Origin of the sequence: Kribbella amoyensis, from assembly GCF_007828865.1 — a bacterium.
In the GTDB taxonomy this organism is placed as follows: Bacteria; Actinomycetota; Actinomycetes; order Propionibacteriales; family Kribbellaceae; genus Kribbella; species Kribbella amoyensis.
On sequence record NZ_VIVK01000001.1, the window covers coordinates 1,347,565 to 1,365,529 of the forward strand.

The 17,965-nt window shown below is 70.6% G+C and carries 15 protein-coding genes; 3 read left to right on the forward strand and 12 right to left on the reverse strand.

The window, feature by feature from the left end; translation table 11 throughout:
* Nucleotides 1-41: 41 nt before the first annotated feature.
* On the forward strand, nt 42-3,734 hold the full coding sequence (locus FB561_RS06490) for a S8 family peptidase (protein WP_238334676.1): 3,693 nt from the start codon (nt 42-44) through the stop codon (nt 3,732-3,734).
* A gap of 68 nt (nt 3,735-3,802) precedes the next feature.
* Here the strand turns inward: FB561_RS06490 and FB561_RS06495 are convergent, their stop codons facing one another.
* The 5 genes from FB561_RS06495 to dnaK all read right to left on the reverse strand — a co-directional run bounded on the left by FB561_RS06495 (nt 3,803) and on the right by dnaK (nt 8,957).
* Nucleotides 3,803-4,378, reverse strand: a complete 576-nt coding sequence (locus FB561_RS06495) for a GNAT family N-acetyltransferase (protein WP_238334677.1) — start codon at nt 4,376-4,378, stop codon at nt 3,803-3,805.
* 342 nt (nt 4,379-4,720) lie between these two features.
* Nucleotides 4,721-5,176 carry a heat shock protein transcriptional repressor HspR gene (locus FB561_RS06500; RefSeq protein WP_145804078.1) on the reverse strand — a complete coding sequence of 152 codons (456 nt, stop codon included), beginning with the start codon at nt 5,174-5,176 and terminating at the stop codon, nt 4,721-4,723.
* Nucleotides 5,176-6,351, reverse strand: coding sequence for a molecular chaperone DnaJ (dnaJ, locus tag FB561_RS06505; protein WP_145804080.1), 1,176 nt, complete (start codon nt 6,349-6,351; stop codon nt 5,176-5,178). The genes FB561_RS06500 and dnaJ overlap by 1 nt, the downstream gene beginning before the upstream one ends.
* Nucleotides 6,352-6,381: 30 nt before the next feature.
* Complete coding sequence (gene grpE / locus FB561_RS06510) at nt 6,382-7,080, reverse strand: nucleotide exchange factor GrpE (protein WP_145804082.1); 699 nt, start codon at nt 7,078-7,080, stop codon at nt 6,382-6,384.
* A complete protein-coding gene (gene dnaK / locus FB561_RS06515; protein WP_145804084.1) occupies nt 7,077-8,957 on the reverse strand; it encodes a molecular chaperone DnaK in 1,881 nt (626 codons plus the stop codon). Before dnaK ends, grpE begins: the two co-directional genes overlap by 4 nt.
* Before the next feature lie 243 nt (nt 8,958-9,200).
* Here dnaK and FB561_RS06520 point away from each other — a divergent pair, with 243 nt between their 5' ends.
* Nucleotides 9,201-9,674, forward strand: a complete 474-nt coding sequence (locus FB561_RS06520; RefSeq protein ID WP_145804086.1) for a GNAT family N-acetyltransferase — start codon at nt 9,201-9,203, stop codon at nt 9,672-9,674.
* 118 nt (nt 9,675-9,792) lie between these two features.
* On the opposite strand, the gene FB561_RS06525 is transcribed toward FB561_RS06520, so the two are convergent.
* The 3 genes from FB561_RS06525 to FB561_RS06535 all read right to left on the reverse strand — a co-directional run bounded on the left by FB561_RS06525 (nt 9,793) and on the right by FB561_RS06535 (nt 11,845).
* Nucleotides 9,793-10,095 carry a hypothetical protein gene (locus tag FB561_RS06525; protein ID WP_145804088.1) on the reverse strand — a complete coding sequence of 101 codons (303 nt, stop codon included), beginning with the start codon at nt 10,093-10,095 and terminating at the stop codon, nt 9,793-9,795.
* A 102-nt stretch (nt 10,096-10,197) separates the two neighbouring features.
* Nucleotides 10,198-10,767, reverse strand: coding sequence for a phosphoribosyltransferase family protein (locus FB561_RS06530; protein ID WP_170284587.1), 570 nt, complete (start codon nt 10,765-10,767; stop codon nt 10,198-10,200).
* Nucleotides 10,768-10,822: 55 nt separating this feature from the next.
* The gene (locus tag FB561_RS06535) at nt 10,823-11,845 is read right to left on the reverse strand and encodes a sialidase family protein (RefSeq protein ID WP_145804090.1); all 1,023 of its coding nucleotides are present in this window, start codon (nt 11,843-11,845) and stop codon (nt 10,823-10,825) included.
* Nucleotides 11,846-12,012: 167 nt separating this feature from the next.
* On the opposite strand from FB561_RS06535, the gene FB561_RS06540 reads away from it, so the two are divergent.
* Nucleotides 12,013-12,888 (forward strand): type IV toxin-antitoxin system AbiEi family antitoxin domain-containing protein, encoded by an 876-nt coding sequence (locus FB561_RS06540; RefSeq protein ID WP_145804092.1) that lies wholly within the window; start codon nt 12,013-12,015, stop codon nt 12,886-12,888.
* A gap of 58 nt (nt 12,889-12,946) precedes the next feature.
* Here the strand turns inward: FB561_RS06540 and FB561_RS06545 are convergent, their stop codons facing one another.
* From FB561_RS06545 to FB561_RS06560, 4 genes are all read right to left on the reverse strand, one after another.
* Nucleotides 12,947-14,029 (reverse strand): IS110 family RNA-guided transposase, encoded by a 1,083-nt coding sequence (locus FB561_RS06545; protein ID WP_145812809.1) that lies wholly within the window; start codon nt 14,027-14,029, stop codon nt 12,947-12,949.
* A gap of 264 nt (nt 14,030-14,293) precedes the next feature.
* Entirely contained in the window at nt 14,294-15,457 is a 1,164-nt protein-coding gene (gene hutI, locus FB561_RS06550) for an imidazolonepropionase (protein WP_145804094.1), read from the reverse strand.
* Nucleotides 15,454-16,761, reverse strand: coding sequence for a formimidoylglutamate deiminase (locus FB561_RS06555; RefSeq protein ID WP_145804096.1), 1,308 nt, complete (start codon nt 16,759-16,761; stop codon nt 15,454-15,456). The genes hutI and FB561_RS06555 overlap by 4 nt, the downstream gene beginning before the upstream one ends.
* Nucleotides 16,758-17,963, reverse strand: coding sequence for an allantoate amidohydrolase (locus tag FB561_RS06560; protein WP_145804098.1), 1,206 nt, complete (start codon nt 17,961-17,963; stop codon nt 16,758-16,760). The genes FB561_RS06555 and FB561_RS06560 overlap by 4 nt, the downstream gene beginning before the upstream one ends.
* Nucleotides 17,964-17,965: the final 2 nt, after the last annotated feature.

Sequence of the window (17,965 nt, forward strand, 5' to 3'; positions counted from 1 at the left end):
GTCTACTGGAGGATCACTTGCATCCCCGATGGATCACCCCCTTGGTCGTCGGCGCGCTCCTCGCGAGCACCGCGGCGGCCTCGCCCGCTCAGGCGGCACCACCACCGCCGTCCGAGCGGGCCACAGTCCAGCCGAAGACGATCACGCTGATCACCGGTGACCGGGTCCGCGTGACCCCGCGGCCGGGCAAGCCCGAAGAGGTCGTCTTCGAACCCACCCCGACGAGCCGATCCACGTCCGCCATCACCACGTACTCGGGCGGCCACACGTACGTCGTACCGTCCGCCGCGCGGGCCGACGTTCTCTCCGGCCGGCTCGACCGCACCCTGTTCGACGTCACCACGCTGATCGCCGAAGGCCGTGACGACGCGAGCTCGAAGACCCTGCCCGTCATCGTCCGGTACGCCGGGACGCCGGCCGCGGCCACCACGCGAGCCCGGCAGGCCCAACTCCCGGGGACCAAGAGCTCGCGGGTCCTGACCAGCATCGGCGCCCGCGCGGCGGCTGTGGACAAGAGCTCGACGGACGACTTCTGGGCCACCCTGGCTCCCGGCAGTACGGCCCGGGTGAACGCGGCCGTCCAGCGCGTGTCCCTCGACCGGCAGGTCCGAGCCGGCCTGGACCAGAGCGTTCCGCAGATCGGTGGGCCGGCCGCCTGGCAGCGTGGCTTCACCGGCAAGGGCACGAAGATCGCCGTCCTCGACACCGGCCTCGACCCCACCCATCCGGACCTGGCCGGCCGGATCGCGCAGTCGGAGAACTTCTCCGAGGCCGCGGACGCCGTCGACCACTTCGGCCACGGGACCCACGTCGCCAGTATCGCCGCCGGCTCCGGTGCGGCGTCGGGCGGCAAGTACAAGGGGGTCGCCCACGAAGCGACGCTGCTGAACGCCAAGGTGCTCGACGACTTCGGCTCCGGCTACTTCTCCGGGATCATCGCCGGCATGGAGTGGGCCGCTGCCCAGGGCGCAGACGTGGCGAACCTGAGCCTCGGCAGCGCGGACCCGAGCGACGGCACCGACGACCTGTCGCTGGCCGTCAACCGGCTCACCCAGGACACCGGCACCCTCTTCGTCGTTGCTGCTGGCAACTGTTTCTTCCCGCAGCCGGCCACCGTCACCTCGCCGGCGGCCGCGGACGACGCCTTGGCCGTCGGAAACCTGCAACGGGACGGCTCGCTCAACGACAGCTCGTGCCGTGGTCCGCGCAAGGGCGACGGCGCCCTGAAGCCGGAGATCTCCGCTCCCGGGACCGACATCGTCGCCGCCCGGGCCGCCGGGACGTCCATCGGTGACCCGGTCGGCGACAGCTACACGACCCTGACCGGTACGTCGATGGCCACGCCGCACGTCGCCGGGACCGCGGCCCTGGTCGCGCAGGCCCACCCGGACTGGAAGGCCACCCAGCTCAAGGCGCGGCTGATCTCCACGGCCGACCCGCAGCAGGCTCGGGTCGACGAAGAAGGCGCCGGCCGTGTCGACGCCGACCAGGCCACCGAGCCGGCCGTCACGGTCGACCTCGGCGAACTGGAACTCGGCACGCTGCTCTGGCCTTACCCGGCCAAGGACGAGGTCAGCCGCGACCTCACCTACCGCAACCCCACCGGTACGCCGGTGACGCTGCAACTGGCGGCATCCCTCGACCCGGCGCAGGCGACCCCGAAGCTGAGTGCCACCCAGCTCGTCGTCCCCGCCAATGGCGAGGCCAAGGTCACCGTCACGGCCGACCGGGCCGCCGCCGGGACCGGGACCTTCTCCGGCCGCATCACCGCGACGGCCGCCGGCGCGGACCCGATCGTCACCACGATCGGCTGGTTCGCCGAAGCCGAGATGTACGACCTCACCCTCAAGGGCATCACCAGGGCCGGCGGGCCGGCGAACGCGGATATCACCATCGCCCGGCTCGACGGTGCGCCGCTGGACCTCGGTCCGTTCGGCCTGCCGATGCGGGACGGTGTGGCCAAGGTCCGCGTTCCTCCGGGCCGCTATGTCGCGTCCACCTTCTTCGGTACGCCTGCGACGGATACCGCGCTCGAGCAGTTCGACCTCGTGGCCGGAGACGAGGTGAACGTGACCCAGGACAGCACGGTCACCCTGGACGCGCGGAAGGCCGAGCCGGTCGACCTCACGGCGGAGGGTACGCAGGACCTGACGTCGCGGCAGCGCTCGATGGTCTACGTGCTGCGGGACAAGGACGGCAGGCAGGCTGGTGGCATCGGACTCGATCTGACCGGGAGCGCTCGCGTCACCCGGGCCACGCCGACCAGCAAGGTGAGCACCGGCAATGCGGAGTTCGCGCTCGGCACGCGGCTGGAGGTCCCGCCGTACCGGGCGAAGGTCCAGGGCGGCAGTGCGTTCACGGTGCTCGACTACTACTTCGGGCCGCGCTTCACCGGGACGAAGAAGCTCGCGCTGTACGACGCGGGCGCGGGTTCGGCCGAGGAGCTGAAGGGGACGAAGGGCAAGCTGGCCCTGATTCGCCGCGGCACCAGCGACCCGCGGTACAACGGTGAGATCGTCAAGGCGGCCGAGGACGCCGGCGCGGCCGCGGTCCTGCTGTACAACCCGGAGATCGCGGGTGACGGCGGGGTCAACCCGTACTGGGCGACCGGCGATTCCGGTGCGGCCACGATCCCGGCGATGCGAACCTCGCGGGCGGCCGCGCAGCTGCTGCTGGACCGGCCGAAGCCGGTCACCGTCGAGCTGACGGGCCAGGCGACCACGCCGTACGTGTACGACCTGATGCAGCCGTGGACGGGTCAGGTGCCCGCTGTCGGCAAGGTCGTGGTGCCCCGGAAGCAGCTTGCGACGGTGACGGAGTCGTTCGGAAGCCACAAGGCGAACGTGCCGACCTCGGAGGTTCGGCACGGCTCCACCCCGGGCGGGGGCAGTTTCGGTAGTTGGCTTGTCCCGACCTTCAGCGCGCCTTCGCACCGGACCAGCTATGTCCAGGCGGGCCCCGCGGCATGGTCGAGTTCGCTGATCTACAACAACGGGGACGCCAACTTCGGGTCGAACACGACCGAGCGCAGCTACCGACCCGGAGAGCGCGCTTCGCTCCGGTTCCTGGCCCCCGTTCAGAACAGCGGCCTTCCCGTGGCCCGTACCAACGAGGGCAGCATCAGATATGTCGAAGGCGGACTGCTGTTCCAGGTGAGTCCGTTCCAGAGCGGCGTGGAGTTCGCGGACACCTACCGCAACACGGCACAGCTGACCGTGGAGCGCGACGGCGAACTGCTCGCGTCCGCGGAGGACACCGGCCTGTGGGTCGAGACGCCGACCGAGCCCGCGACGTACCGGGCGACGCTGCTGGCCGAACGGAACCATGAAACCTGGCTGTACTCGACGAAGGTGCGCTCGGTCTGGTCGTGGAAGGCGAAGGGCGGTGAGGACGAGGTGATGCCGGTGGTGTTCGCCGACCTCGACGTACCGTCCGCCGACCAGCTCAGCCGGGTCCGGACCGGCGTACCGACGCAGCTCACGCTCGGGCTGCGGCACCAGGCGGAATCGGGTTCGACGGCGAAGTTCACCTCCGCCAAGCTCGAGCTGTCGTACGACGGCAAGAAGTGGACGGAGCTCAAGCTGGCCAAGCACGCCGACGGCCGCTACAGCACGACCGTCACGCATCCGGCGGCGCAGGCGGGGAAGAAGCCGTCGCTGCGGCTCACCGCGGTCGATGCTGACGGCAACAAGTTGGAGCAGGAGGTGACCAGCGCCTACGGGCTGATCAGCTGATGCCCGGCGGACCGGGTCGTGGGCGTCGACCGCCCGCGGCTCCGGTCCGTCGTCAGCCGGTCAGCCGGTCAGTCGTCGCCGGGCGCCGGTGGGTGCTCCTTGGCGTCCTCGGCCTTGAAGTCGCCGGCCCGGATCCGGTACACCTGCAGGTTCAGGCCGTAGTACTTGTCGGTCTCGCCGACCCACTCCATCCCGAGCCGGCCGGCGGTCGCCAGCGCGCGCTCGTTGTGCGGACGGGCCACCGCGAACAACTCGTCGATCCCGCCCTCGGTGAACGCCCAGCGCATTAGCGTCCGGCTCGCCTCGGTCGCGTACCCGTACCCCCAGGCGGACGGCTTCAGCTGCCAGCCGATCTCCAGGTCCTCCTCGTACGGCGGCAGCAGCCGGATCAGCAGCCCGCCGACGAGTTCGTTGGTGTCCTTGCGCAGCACCGCCCAGCGGCCGGCCGGCAGGACGAAGTTGGGCTGGGCCTCGACCCAGGCAGCGAGTACCCGCTTCATCGTGGCCACCTCGTCGATCCGTTCGATCGCCGGCGACAACCACTGCGCCACGTCCGCCGAGCCGTAGATCTCCACCGCGGCTTCGGCGTCGGCCTCTTCCCAGTCCCGGATCAGCAGCCGGTCACTCTCGAGTGTCAGCGTCACCTCTTCAGCGTAGGCACGCACCGGGTGGCGGCAAGAGGTTCGCGGTGAACACCTGGTGCCCGAGGGGACCGGCCAGAGGCTCCGGGGGGAGGGAGACCTCTGGCCGGCGACCGCGGCCTTCGGGGGGGGGAAGGCGCGCGGCCAGGGCCGGGGACTTCCGGGGGGTGGAAGATCGCCGGCCCAGCCGGAACGACCGAGGGGGGATTCGGTCCGTTCCGGCGACATCGGAGCCTCCTCGAGGGGGAGGAGTTACTCCGGTGGTCGCCGGGATCACCCTGACAGGGTCGATCCCGGCCGGATCCGGCGGCCCCCGGTTTCCCGGGAACCGCCGGTGGTCTCAGCTCAGCGCGAGCCCAGCTCGAGCGGCTGGGTGCGGATCCAGCGCGTACTGGTCTGCTGCCGGCCCATCGCGATCACGTCCCCGGCGGGACCGGCCGAGAAGACCCGGCTGGCCGAACTCCGCCGGGACACCCCGACACCCCGCTGGACCTCGGCGAGCAGCTGGTTGACCCGCTTGCGCAGGTCCTCCACCTCCGACTGCAGGTCCAGGATGTGCCGGATCCCGGCCAGGTTCACGCCCTCCACCTGGGACAGGTGCTGGACGTACCTGAGCCGGGCCACGTCGTACGCCGAGTAGCGCCGGCCGCGGCCGCTGGCCCGGCTCGGCACCACCAAACCGAGCCGGTCGTACTGGCGCAGCGTCTGCGGGTGCATGCCGGCCAGTTGGGCCGCCACCGAGATCACGTAGATCGGGGTGCGGTCGTCCCAGGTCGGCACCTGGCTGAACGGGATGCCCATCAGGAACTCCCGAACAACCCGGCCCGCAGATCAGGCTGGTCCGACGCGGTGCTGAACTCCTGCAGCTTGGCGCGCTGCTCGTCGCTCAGCTCGTGCGGGACCTGCACCTCGATGGTCAGCAGCAGGTCGCCCTTGCTGCCGTCCCGCCGGACCGAACCCTTGCCGCGGACGCGCAGCTTGCTGCCGTTCGCGGTGCCGGCCGGGATCCGGACGGTGACCGGAAGACCGTCGAGGGTGGGCACCTTGATCTCCGCGCCGAGCGCGGCCTCGGTGAAGCTGACCGGGACGGTCAACGTCAGGTGCTCCGCCTGCCGGCCGAAGATCCGGTGCGGGTTGACATGCACGGTGACGTAGAGGTCGCCCGCTGGGCCACCCCGTTCGCCGGCCGCGCCCTTGCCCTTCAGCCGGATCCGCTGACCGTCCTGCACGCCCGCGGGGATGCGGACCTGCATGGTCTTGCTCGACTGGCCGCGGCCGGAGCCGTGGCAGGTCTCGCACGGTTCGTCGACGACCAGGCCGCGACCCTTGCACTCGGTGCACGGCTCGGTCATCGCGAAGACGCCACCCTGGACCGAGGTCTGCATCCCGGTGCCCTCGCACTTGAGGCAGACCTTCGGCACGGTGCCGTACTTCGCACCGGTCCCGCGACACGTCTTGCACGGCTCGTCGCTGGTCATCCGCAGGGCCACCGTGACCCCGTTGACGGCCTCGCCGAACTCGATCGTCGCCTCGGTCTCGATGTCGGCGCCGCGCCGCGGCCGGGCGGTGGACGACGTGGTGGTCGTCCCCCGTCCGCCGCCGAACACGCCGCCCAGGATGTCGCCGAGTCCGCCGCCGGCACCCGACCCGGCCCGGTTGAACAGGTCGCCGACGTCGAAGCCGAACCCACCCTGCCCACCGGTCGAGCCGCCGCCACCCGGCATCCGGAAGCCACCGCTGCCGAACAGCCGGCGCGCCTCGTCGTACTCCTTGCGCTTCTTCGGGTCGCCGACGACGTCGTACGCCTCGGAGACCTCCTTGAACTTCGCCTCCGCCGACGCGTCCCCGGCGTTGGAGTCCGGGTGGTACTTGCGCGCCAGCTTGCGGTAGGCCTTCTTGATCTCGTCGGCCTCGGCGTTCTTGGCGACACCGAGAACCTTGTAGAAGTCCTTCTCCAGCCAGTCCTTCGTGCTCATCGGCGTGTCACCTCCTGAACGCGCTCGCCGCTACTCCGCAGACTTCTCTGCGGACCGGTCGCTGTCATCTGTGCCCTCTGCCGTCGGGGCGGGCAGCTGCTCGGTCGGTTCCGAGACCGCCACCCTGGCCGCCCGCAGGATCCGCTCGCCGAGGCGGTACCCCGGCTGCATCACCACCGTCGCGGTCGGGCCGTCCACCTCGTCGGAATAGTTGTGCAGCAACGCCTCATGGATCCGCGGGTCGAACGGGTCACCGACCTCGCCGTACCGCACCAGGCCCAGCTTCTCGGTGACCCGCTCGAGCGACTCGGAGACAGCCTTGAAGGCCCCCTCCAGCTCGCCGGCCTCGCGGGCCCGGCCGATGTCGTCGAGCGTCTGCAGCAGCTCGGTCAGCACCGAACCGATCACCAGCTCGCGATTCGCCTCGCGGTCCCGGTCCACCCGGCGCTTGTAGTTCACGTACTCGGCCTGCAGTCGCTGCAGGTCCGCCGTACGCTCCGCGAGCGCTTCGGTGAGCAGGGCTTCCTGGGCCGACGGACCGATCAGGTCCGACGGGTCCTTCGGCGGCTGGGCTCCAGGGGTCCCGGGCATACCGGGCGCGGCACCCGGAGCGGGAGCCGCGGACGACTCCCGCACCTGGCCCGTCTCCGGGTCGATCCGGCGCTTGTCGCGGACGACGGGCTCGCCGTCGCCGAACTCGCTGCCAGGCTCGTTCGGACGATCCGTCACTTGGTGTCGCCCTCCGGCTTGGTGTCCTGCGGACGGTCCTCGTCCACGATCTCGGCGTCGACCACGTCGTCGTCGTTGCTGGAAGCACCGGCCTGGTCGCCGTCGGCGGACGCGCCCGACTCGGAGCCACCACCGGCGGCCTGGGCGTTCGCGTACATCGCGGCACCCATCTTCTGGCTGGACTGGGCGAGCTTTTCCGACGCGGCCTTGACCTCGTCGGCGTCGTCACCCTCGAGCGCCTTCTTCAGCTCGGCGACGTTGTCCTTGACCTCGGTCTTCACGTCGTCCGGGATCTTGTCCTCGTTCTCGGACAGGAACTTCTCGGTCTGGTAGACGAGGCCCTCGGCCTGGTTGCGGTTCTCGACCGCCTCCCGGCGCTTGCGGTCCTCCTCGGCGTACTGCTCGGCGTCGCGGACCATCTGGTCGATGTCGGTCTTCGGCAGCGCCGACCCACCGGTCACGGTCATCCGCTGCTCCTTGCCGGTGGCAAGGTCCTTCGCGTTGACGTGCACGATGCCGTTGGCGTCGATGTCGAAGGTGACCTCGATCTGCGGCACGTTCCGCGGCGCCGGCGGCAGGCCGGTCAGCTCGAAGTTGCCGAGCGACTTGTTGTCGCGGGCCATCTCGCGCTCGCCCTGGTACACCTGGATCATCACCGACGGCTGGTTGTCCTCGGCGGTGGTGAAGATCTCCGAGCCCTTGGTCGGGATCGTGGTGTTGCGCTCGATGATCTTGGTGAACACGCCGCCCTTGGTCTCGATGCCCAGGCTCAGCGGGGTCACGTCGAGCAGCAGGACGTCCTTGACCTCACCCTTCAGCACCCCGGCCTGCAGGGACGCGCCGACGGCGACGACCTCGTCCGGGTTCACACCCTTGTTCGGGTCCTTGCCACCGGTCAGCTCCTTGACCAGGTCCGCGACCGCGGGCATCCGGGTCGACCCGCCGACCAGGATCACGTGGTCGATCTTGGCCACGTCGATGCCGGCGTCCTTGATGACGGCCTTGAACGGGGCGCGGGCGCGCTCCAGCAGGTCGTTGCTCATCTTCTGGAACTCGGCCCGGGAGAGCTTCTCCTCCAGGTGCAGCGGACCGGAGTCGGTGAGGCTCAGGTACGGCAGGTGGATGGTCGTCTCGGCCGCGGCGGACAGCTCGATCTTGGCCTTCTCGGCGGCCTCGGTGAGCCGCTGCATGGCCATCTTGTCGCCGGACAGGTCGGTGCCGTTCTTGTTCTTGAACTGGGTCACCAGCCACTGCACGATCCGCTGGTCCCAGTCGTCACCACCGAGGTGGTTGTCACCGCTGGTCGCCTTCACCTCGAAGACGCCGTCGCCGATCTCCAGCAGCGACACGTCGAAGGTGCCGCCACCGAGGTCGAAGACCAGGATGGTCTGCTCGGTGCCCTTGTCCAGGCCGTACGCGAGCGCGGCCGCGGTCGGCTCGTTGACGATCCGGTGCACGTTCAGGCCGGCGATCTCGCCGGCCTCCTTGGTCGCCTGGCGCTGCGCGTCGGAGAAGTACGCCGGCACGGTGATGACCGCGTCGGTGACCTGCTCCCCGAGGTACGCCTCGGCGTCCCGCTTCAGCTTCTGCAGCACGAACGCGCTGATCTGCTGCGGCGTGAACTTCTTGCCGTCGATGTCCACGCTCCAGTCCTCGCCCATGTGGCGCTTGACGGAGCGGATCGTCCGGTCGACGTTCGTGGTGGCCTGGCGCTTGGCCACCTCGCCGACCAGGACCTCGCCGTTCTTGGCGAAAGCCACCACCGAGGGCGTCGTGCGCGCTCCCTCGGCGTTGGGGATGACGGTGGGCTCGCCACCTTCCAGTACGGCGATGACGGAGTTCGTCGTACCGAGATCGATACCGACCGCGCGGGCCATGCTGTTACCTCCACGAAGTTGAGTGATGCAGACTCAATGTTGCCGATCCGAGACCGGTTGTTCAAATCGCCGCCCGAATCCGATCCGGCAGACTTGAGTACACCTGGCTCAACATTGCACGACGCAGGGTTCATTCCCAACCCCGGGTCCGGGTTTTCGGGGTCCGGTCCGGCCCTCCCCTGACCTGACCCCTGCCGCGGAAAGCGATTGCCATGGGATGGTGGACGGGTGAAGCTCCGCCCGATGACCACCGCTGACGAAGGTGCGGTGCTCGCGCTCAACGCCGCCGCCGAACGGCACGTCGATCCGCTCGGCGCCGACCGGCTGGACTGGCTCCGGCTGATCGCCGCGCACGCCGCTGTCGTCGACCTGGACGGCGAGGTGGCCGCGTTCGTGCTGACCTTCGCGCCGGGCTCGGCCCAGGACAGCCTGGACTTCCAGTGGTTCACCGAAACCTACGCGGACCGTTTCCTGCACCTGGACCGGATCGTGGTCGCGGAGCAGCACCGCCGCCAGGGCATCGGTACCGCGGTGTACCGGGCGGTCGAACGCGCCGCCAAACCGTTCGACCGGCTGGTCTGCCAGATCCGCTCGGATCCCCCGGACGCGCCGGCGCTCGCCTTCCACGCGGTCCGCGGCTTCTTCGAGGTGGGCAAACTCCTCCGCCCCGACGGCCTGACCATGGCCCTGTGCTCCAAGGAGCTCGCGGACGCCTGAGCTCCTGGGCCCGGCCCGCGTCATCGCTCGTGCCTGTTGTCCGTCGGCCGACGCGGAGTTCCTCACCGTGCAGCGGATCCGGCGGCCGCGGTGAGGCGACGGCCGCCGGATCGGGCTCTCAGCCGTTTCCGTAGTAGAAGTAGTAACCCTTCGGGCACCCGCCACCCGGGCACGTCCCGGTGCCGGACGTGTAGTAGATCGCGCTCACCGGCCAGCCGAGGCGCGAGTACAGCCGCCGGTCCTCCGCGCAGTTGTCGTAGCTGAGGCCGCAGTTGTGCCGGTACTTCCAGACGGTCGCCGCTTGGCTTCCAGTCACGCTCTCGGCCGCCGCCGGGGCCGTCTGTACCGCGTGGCTCGCCGGCTGCACCGCGACGCCCAGCGCCAGAATCGCCGCCGCCGCGACGCCTGACAGGACTCTCATGAATTTCCCTTCGTTCGGGCCTGACTGACCAGGTCATCGTTCCGCTCCGGCCTGTCGCGTAGCTGCCTCGCGACTGCCGGGGTCGGGAGCCCGTCCGGGTGGTCAGAAGCGGCGGATGTCGAGCAGGCAGCGGAGCGGGAGGTCCCGGCGGAGACGCGGGTCGGCGAGGGCGTCGACGATGCAGGCAGCGCCGATCCAGTGCGCTTCGCAGTCGTCGACGAGGGCGCGGACGACCCGGGCGGTGGCGCCGGTGTCGGCCCAGTCGTCGACCATCAGGACGCGGTCGCTCGGCCGGATCAACCCGCGCCGGAAGCCGAACACGACGTGCCGGTCCTGGTAGTCCGGTCCGCTCGTCCGCTGAACCCAGCGATCGCTGTCGGTCGCCTGGGTGACCACCTTCCGCGCCTCGACCAGGCCGACCCCGAGCGCGGCCGCCGTCAAGGCGCCGACCAGGGTGCCGCGCGACTGCGGACCGATCACCACGGTGGGCGTCTCGTCGTACAGGGTGCCCAGGGCGGGCCCGAGATCGCGCAGCAGGGACGCGTCCCGCCACCACCCGGTGATGTCGGCGTACCCCCATCGGTCCGTCCGGTCCTGCCGCGCGACGTAGGCGTCCGCCAGCCGCCGACGGAGGTCACCGTCGGCCCGTCGGCGTACCGCGGTCCTGGCCATGGACCCAGCGTGACGGCCTCCCGCCGACCGCGCACCGCATTTATCGGGTCAGGTGCTACCCGAGAGCGGTACGGGGCAGGATCTCGCCGACGATCTCGCGGGTGAAGATGTCGTAGCTGATCACCAGCAGCTCGTCCCCGGGGAGCTCGACGACAGCTGGGTTCGCCTGGTCCATCGTGTCCTGGCCCGCGTCGATGACCAGGTGCTGCGGGTCCTTGTCCCAGCGCCCCCGCGGTTCGCGGATCACCGTCGCGACCGTCGGCCGGCCCGGGTTGAACCGCCGCGACACGTCCCCGAACGCCAGCAGCACCGCGCCGTCCGACAACGTCAGCGTGTCCGACGACGACGCGTACAACCCGCTCGGCTCCGGCTCGGACCAGGTCACCCCGTTGTCGTCCGAGCGGACCAGGTCGGCCTCCTGGTCGGTCCGCAGCAACGCGACCACCTGGCCGTCGGGGAGCAACGTCAGGACCGGCTCGGTGTACTCGCGGTCCGGCTGCCGCCCGAGGACGATCTCGTTCTCCGCCGGCCAGGTCAGCCCGCCGTCGGTCGACCGGACCACGGCCGCCGAGTGCCGGTGGTCCCCCGGGAACACCCCGTACACCGGGGCCAGCAGGTCGCCGTCCGGCAACTCGAGGATCTGCCCGTGCGCGACGACGTGCCCGGCCCGGAACGAGTGCCACACCTCCGCGGTCTCGTGGTCCACCATCCCCGACCCCACCGCGACCGGCGAGTCCCAACTGGCCCCGCCGTCCGTCGACCGTGCCACCTGGACCCCGGGACACACGTACGGCCGCACCGACCAGTCGATCTGGAACCAGCTCAGCAACAGGTCCCCGTTGGCCAGCTGCACCACCATCGGATCCCGGTCGTCCTGGATCGTGTCCACCACCACCCGCGGCTCCGACCAGTTCCGCCCCTCGTCCGAACTCTCCGCGGCCACGATCCGCCCATTGCTCCGGACGTGCCCCAACCCCTCCCGCCAAACCACGAAAACCCGCCCGTCCCCCAACCGGACAGCACTGGGAAAGTACGGCAACTGCCCGGCAATGGTCCTGGCGATCACAACACGAGACATGACGGCCAAGCTAGTGCGGACACCCACCACTCACCAACCTCCCCCGCCACCGGACGTCATGGCGGGGGCGACCCGGGAACCGGCGGGCCGGCGGTGGTTGATGAGTGCTGCAGGTCCGCTGTGGACAACCGAGACCGCGTCTCGGCGAGATCGGTCAGGCTTGGTCCGTGGCAACAGTCGTGGAAGTGCTGGCGACCAGCGGCGGTAGTGCGCGGTTCGCCGAGTTGCGGGCCGTCGTGTCGGGACGAGCCATCCGCACGGCGCTTTCCAGCGGGGAGATCCGGCGAGTTGCCAAGGGCGTCTATGCGCTACCCAAGGCACCCGAGGCGTTGACCGCCGCGCGGAGCCACGGCGGCTTGGTGTCGCACGCCAGCGCCGCCCAGCACTGGGGCATGCGGACGATCAACGCGCCCCTCCTTCCACATGTCACCCTGCCGCGCGGACGGTTGCGGCGACAGGCCGGTCTCTCGTGCGTCCTGCATTGGGCCGACGTGCCGGCCATCGGCGACGTCGTCACCCCGGTGCGAACCGTGCTCGACTGCGTCCGGACCTTGCCATTCGCCGAAGCTCTGGCGATCGCCGACTCGGCACTCCACCAACGGATCGTCGATCTGGAAGACCTGCTGGCGGCGGCCGAGCAACTCGTCGGTCCGCATCGCCGCCGGATCCAGCGGGTGGTCGGACTCGCCGACGGCCGGGCCGAGTCTGTGCTCGAGTCGGCTCTGCGGGCGCTGCTGATCGAGGCAGGTCTCGACGGGTTCGAGCCCCAGGTCGCCGTCGTGGACCCGGAGTTCTCCGCTCGGCTGGATCTCGGTCACCGCGGCCTGCGGCTCGGCGTCGAAGCGGACGGCTTCGAGCACCACGGCACCCGCACCGCGTTGGTCCGGGACTGCCGCCGGCACGTGAACCTCAGCCTGCGGGGCTGGCGGGTCTTGCGGTTCAGCTGGGAGGACGTGATGTACGACGGGGAGTGGGTGGTGGCCGCGGTTGGTCGGGCGGCCGGACTCGCACCACTCACCAACGGCCTCCGCATCGCCGCCTGAGAGCGGCGCTGAGCGTGAGCCGACCGGCGCGGACGAGGTTGGATGCTCCTATGGATGGTCAAGTAGTGGCTGGTTGCTTGTTGGTGGTGGGTTGTGTTTGGCGGAGTGTGTAGTAGATCTCGCGGGCGATGAGTCGTTTGAGGCAGCGGATGGTGTCTTTTTTGGACAGGCCGTCGGCGGTGCGTTTGGCGAGGTAGGTGTGGGTGCGTGGGTCCCAGCGGAGTCGGTTGATGACGATGAGGTAGAGGGCTTTGTTGGCTTGGCGGTCGCCGCCGCGGTTGAGGCGGTGGCGTTGTGTTTGGCCTGAGGATGCGGGGATGGGGGCGGCGCCGCAGAGCATCGCGAAGGCGGCTTCGGAGTGGATCCGTTCGGGGTTGGGGCCGGCGGTGACCAGGAGCTGCCCGGCGATGTCGGGGCCGACTCCGGTGAGCTGGAGAAGGGCCGGGTTGATCGTTTCGATCAGGGCTGTGATGAGGGTGTCGAGCTCGGCGATCTCTTGTTGGGCGGTGGCGTAGCGGCGTGCCAGTGAACGCAGCGCGGTTTTGACGGCTTGTTCGGGGACGCCGATCTGGGTGGTATCGGGTCGCAGGTTGCGGCAGGTGTGGATCAGGCGGGCGGTGGTGAGGCCTCGTAGCTGGTCGCGCAGACCATGGGGTGCGGTCACGATCAGGGCTTTGATCTGGCGCATGCAGCCGGCGCGTTGGTCGACGGCGCTGGTGCGGGCGACCCGCAGGTTCCGCAGCGCCTCGACCTGGCTGTCGCGGTTTTTGGGGGTGCCGGTGCGGACTTTGCCCAGGGCGGCGCGGGCGGCGGCTTCGGCATCGATCGGGTCGGATTTCCCGGCCCGGCGGCGGGTCTTACGGTTCGGCCGGTCGATCTCGACGACCGTGATGCCTTGCTCGCTCAGATAGGTCGTCAGACCGGCCCCGTAGGCGCCGGTGCCCTCCACTCCGGCCAGGACCAGCCGCCCGAACGACCGCAGCCAGGCCAGCAGCGCGGCATAGCCGGCCCGGGTGGTGGGAAACGTGGCATGGCCGAGCATCCGGCCGGTCTGATCGATCGCGGCCGCGGTGTGAGTGTCTCGGTGGGTGTCGACACCACCGGTGATCTCGACCTGGGACCGGGCCTCTGCTCGTGGCATGGTGGGTACTGCCGTCCTTCCACTGGCTAGGGATGAGGGCGGCACGCACCAGCCGAGGCGAGCGGACAAGACAGTGATGGGTGCCTGCTGGCACAGGCTCCTATGAGGTCACAAACCCCTCGTCCGGTGAGTGCACGTGACCCCCGCAGTGGTCGACCGACATATCCAATTCAAGACCCGAAGTCAGTGAGTGCTTGAGTCAGGACGACCACCGCGGGGGACCACACCCATCATCCTCACTGTGAGTGGTGCAGGTCCGCGGCCCTACCCGGGACGCCCACCGACGAGGGTTTGCGTCACCAGCGGGACGCCGGGGCGGTAGGCGAGGTGGACGTAGGAGGGGGCGTCGAGGACGGCGAGGTCGGCTCGGGCTCCTACTCGGAGGTGGCCGATGTCTTCGCGGCGGAGTGAGGCGGCGCCGCCGGCCGTGGCGGACCAGAGGGCTTCGGCCGGGGACATGCGCATCTCGCGGACGGCCAGGGCGATGCAGAACGGCATCGAGGACGAGTAGCCGGAGCCCGGGTTGCAGTCGGTGGCCAGGGCGACCGTGACGCCGGCTTCGAGGAGACGACGGGCGTCCGGGTACGGCGACCGGGTGGAGAACTCGATCGCGGGCAGCAGGCCGGCCACGACCCCGGTGGAGGCCAGCGCGTCCACGTCGGCGTCGGTCAGGTAAGTGCAGTGGTCGGCGGCGGCCGCGCCCACTTCGCAGGCGACCTGGACGCCCGGGCCTTCGCCGAGCTGATTCGCGTGCACCCTGGCCTGCAGACCCTTCGCCTGACCCGCTCGCAGGATCGCGCGCGCCTGGTCCGCGTCGAAGGCCCCGCGTTCCACGAACACGTCGACCCACTTGCTGTGCGGGGCCGCCTGGTCCAGCATCGGCCCGGTCACCAGGTCCACGTACCCCGCGGGGTCGTCCTGGTACTCGGCCGGGACCACGTGCGCGCCCAGGTACGTCGTCTCGTCGGTGAAGCCGGCCGCGATCGCGAGCGAGCGCGCCTCGTCGGCGACGGTCAGGCCGTACCCGGACTTGATCTCGACCGTGGTCGTACCCTGGCGGCGCATCTCGGTCACCAACCGGGCCACGGTCGCGGTGAGCTGCTGGTCGGCCGCTCCGCGGGTCGCGGTCACCGTGGTCCGGATCCCGCCCGCGCTGTACGGCTGTCCGGTCATCCTGGCCGCGAACTCCTCGGCCCGGTCCCCCGCGAAGACCAGGTGCGCGTGCGAGTCCACGAATCCCGGGATCACCGCGCGGTCGCCGAGGTCCATCGAGGTGTCCGCGGCCGGGGCCTCGCGGCGGCCGCCGACCCAGGCGATCCTGCCGCCCTCGATCACCAGCGCCGCGTCCCGCAGTTCGCCGAGCGGGCCGCCGTGGGCCGGGTCGTTGGTCACCAGCGAACCGATCGACGTCAACAGCAGCGAGCTCATGTCACCTCCGCGATCGAGGCCGCCAGCTCGGCCGCCACGTCCATCCCTGCATGCTTGCCTTCAACAACAACCTGGCGCCCCGACACGACCACGTCGGTGACGTCGGCCGCCGACGCCGCGAACACCGCGGTCTCCACCGACCCGCCCGTCCCCGCGGTCCGTACGCTGTCCAGCCGGACCGCGACCAGGTCCGCCCGGGCCCCGATCTCGATCCGGCCCGCGTCCGCGAATCCGAGCGACTGGTGTCCGGCGGACGTCGCGGCGGTGAGCAGCTCGGAGGCGGACCAGTTCCCGCGTTCCTGGGACGCCAGCCGCTCGTCCAGCTCGACGGCCCGCGCCTCCTCGAACAGGTCGATCACCGCGTGACTGTCCGACCCGAGCGTCAACGGCGAACCGGCGTCCCGCAGCGCGACCGACGGCCCGATCCCGTCGGCGAGATCGCGCTCGGTCGTCGGGCAGAAACACGAGTACGTCGCCGAACTCCCGAGCAGGCCGACGTCCACCGGGGTCAGGTGGGTCGCGTGCACCGCGCTCGTCCGCGCACTCAGGAACCCGGCCTCGTCCAGCACCTGCGCCGGCGTCCGCCCGTACGTCGCCAGGCAGGCCTCGTTCTCGGCGACCTGCTCGGACAGGTGGACGTGCAAAGGGGCCTCCGGCAACAACGAGGCGACCGGGCCGAGCTGATCCTTCGGGACGCCACGGACCGAGTGCGCCGCGGCCCCGATCACCACGTCGTCGTCACCGCGCAACTCCTGGACCCGGCGGACCCATCCGGTCACGTCGCCGTCGCTGAACCGCTGCTGTACCTCGTTCAGCGGTTGGTCGAAACCGCCCGCGACGTAACAGGTGTCGAGCAACGTGATCCGCAGTCCGGCGTCCTTCGCGGCCGCGATCAGGGCCGCGCCCATCGCGTTCGGGTCGTCGTACCTGCGGCCGCCAGGAGCGTGGTGGAGATAGTGGAACTCGCCGACCGCGGTGATCCCGGCGAGCACCATCTCGCCGTACACGGCCCGCGCGAGCCGGTAGTACGTGTCCGGCGTGAGCACCGACGCCACTGCGTACATCTGCTCGCGCCACGTCCAGAAGGTGCCGCGCCCGGTCTGGGTCCGGCCCCGGAGAGCTCGGTGGAAGGCGTGGCTGTGACAGTTCGCGAGGCCCGGCAGAACCAGCCCGTCCAGCCGCACCGCGTCACCCGGCACGACGCCGGTCTCGACCGAGATGACGCGCCCCTCGGAAACCCCGATGAGAACGCCGTCCGCCACTCCGGTCGGCAGGACGGCCCGAGCACACCAGTACGACGTCACCGGGCGAGATCCTTCAGTACCGCGGTCAGCGCGTCCACCCCGGCCAGGCAGTCGTCCATCTCGGCGTACTCCGCGGGCGAGTGCGAGACGCCGGTCGGATTCCGGACGAAGAGCATCGCGGTCGGGATCCCCGCGTCGGAGAACACCCCGGCGTCGTGACCCGCGCCGGTCGGCAGCACCGGGGCCCCGTCGAGGACCCCGACCAGGCGGTCCCGCAGCCCGGCCTCGAAGTCGACGATCGGCGTGACCGACTCGGGCACCAGCTCGACCGTCGTCCCGTCCCGCTCGGCCCGCTCGGTGGCGAGCCTGGTGATTGCTCCAAGCAACGATTGCAGCGCGTCCTCGGTCGCGGCCCGCGCGTCCAGCCAGGCGATGACCCGCGACGGGATCGCGTTGGTCCCGTTCGGCTCGACGGACAACCGGCCGAAGGTGGCCCGCGCACCGGCGAGGCGGGCCTGCTTGTTCGCCGCGAGCGCGGTCATCGCGTACGTGAGCATCGGGTCGTGCCGGTCCTCCATCAGCGTGGTACCGGCGTGGTTCGCCTCACCGGTGAAGGTGAACCGGAACCGCCCGTGCGGCCAGATCGAGCTCGCGACCCCCACCGGCGCCGTCAACGCCCGGCCCTGCTCGACGTGCAGCTCGACGAACGCGCCCATCTTGGCCGGCAACGGCGACGGCCCCACACCGGCCGGATCGATGCCGGAGCGGCCGAGCGCCTCGGCCAGGGTCAGCCCGGTCCGGTCGGTCAGCGCGAGCGCCTTCTCCCGCGGGATCACGCCGGCCGCGACCCGTGAGCCGAGACAGGGCATCCCGAACCGGGACCCCTCCTCCTCCACGAACGCCCCGACCCCGATCGGTACCGACGGGACGAATCCCTCGGCCCGGAGCAGGTCGATCGCCGACAGCGCGGAGACGACGCCCAACGGACCGTCGAACGCACCCCCGTCGATGACGGAGTCGAGGTGCGACCCGGTCACCACCCCCGGGCGGTCCCCGGCTGCCTGCGCGGGGTCCCACCAGGCGATGGTGTTGCCGATCCCGTCGGTCTCGACGGTCAGGTCACGGGCGGCGCACTGGTCCAGGAACCAGTCGGTGGCGGCCCGTTCGGACGGCGTCCAGCCGCCGCGGCGGTAACCCCCGGTGTCGGGGTCCCGGCCCACGGCGGCCAGCGCCGCCCACAGGTTCTCGAACGACTCGGACAAGA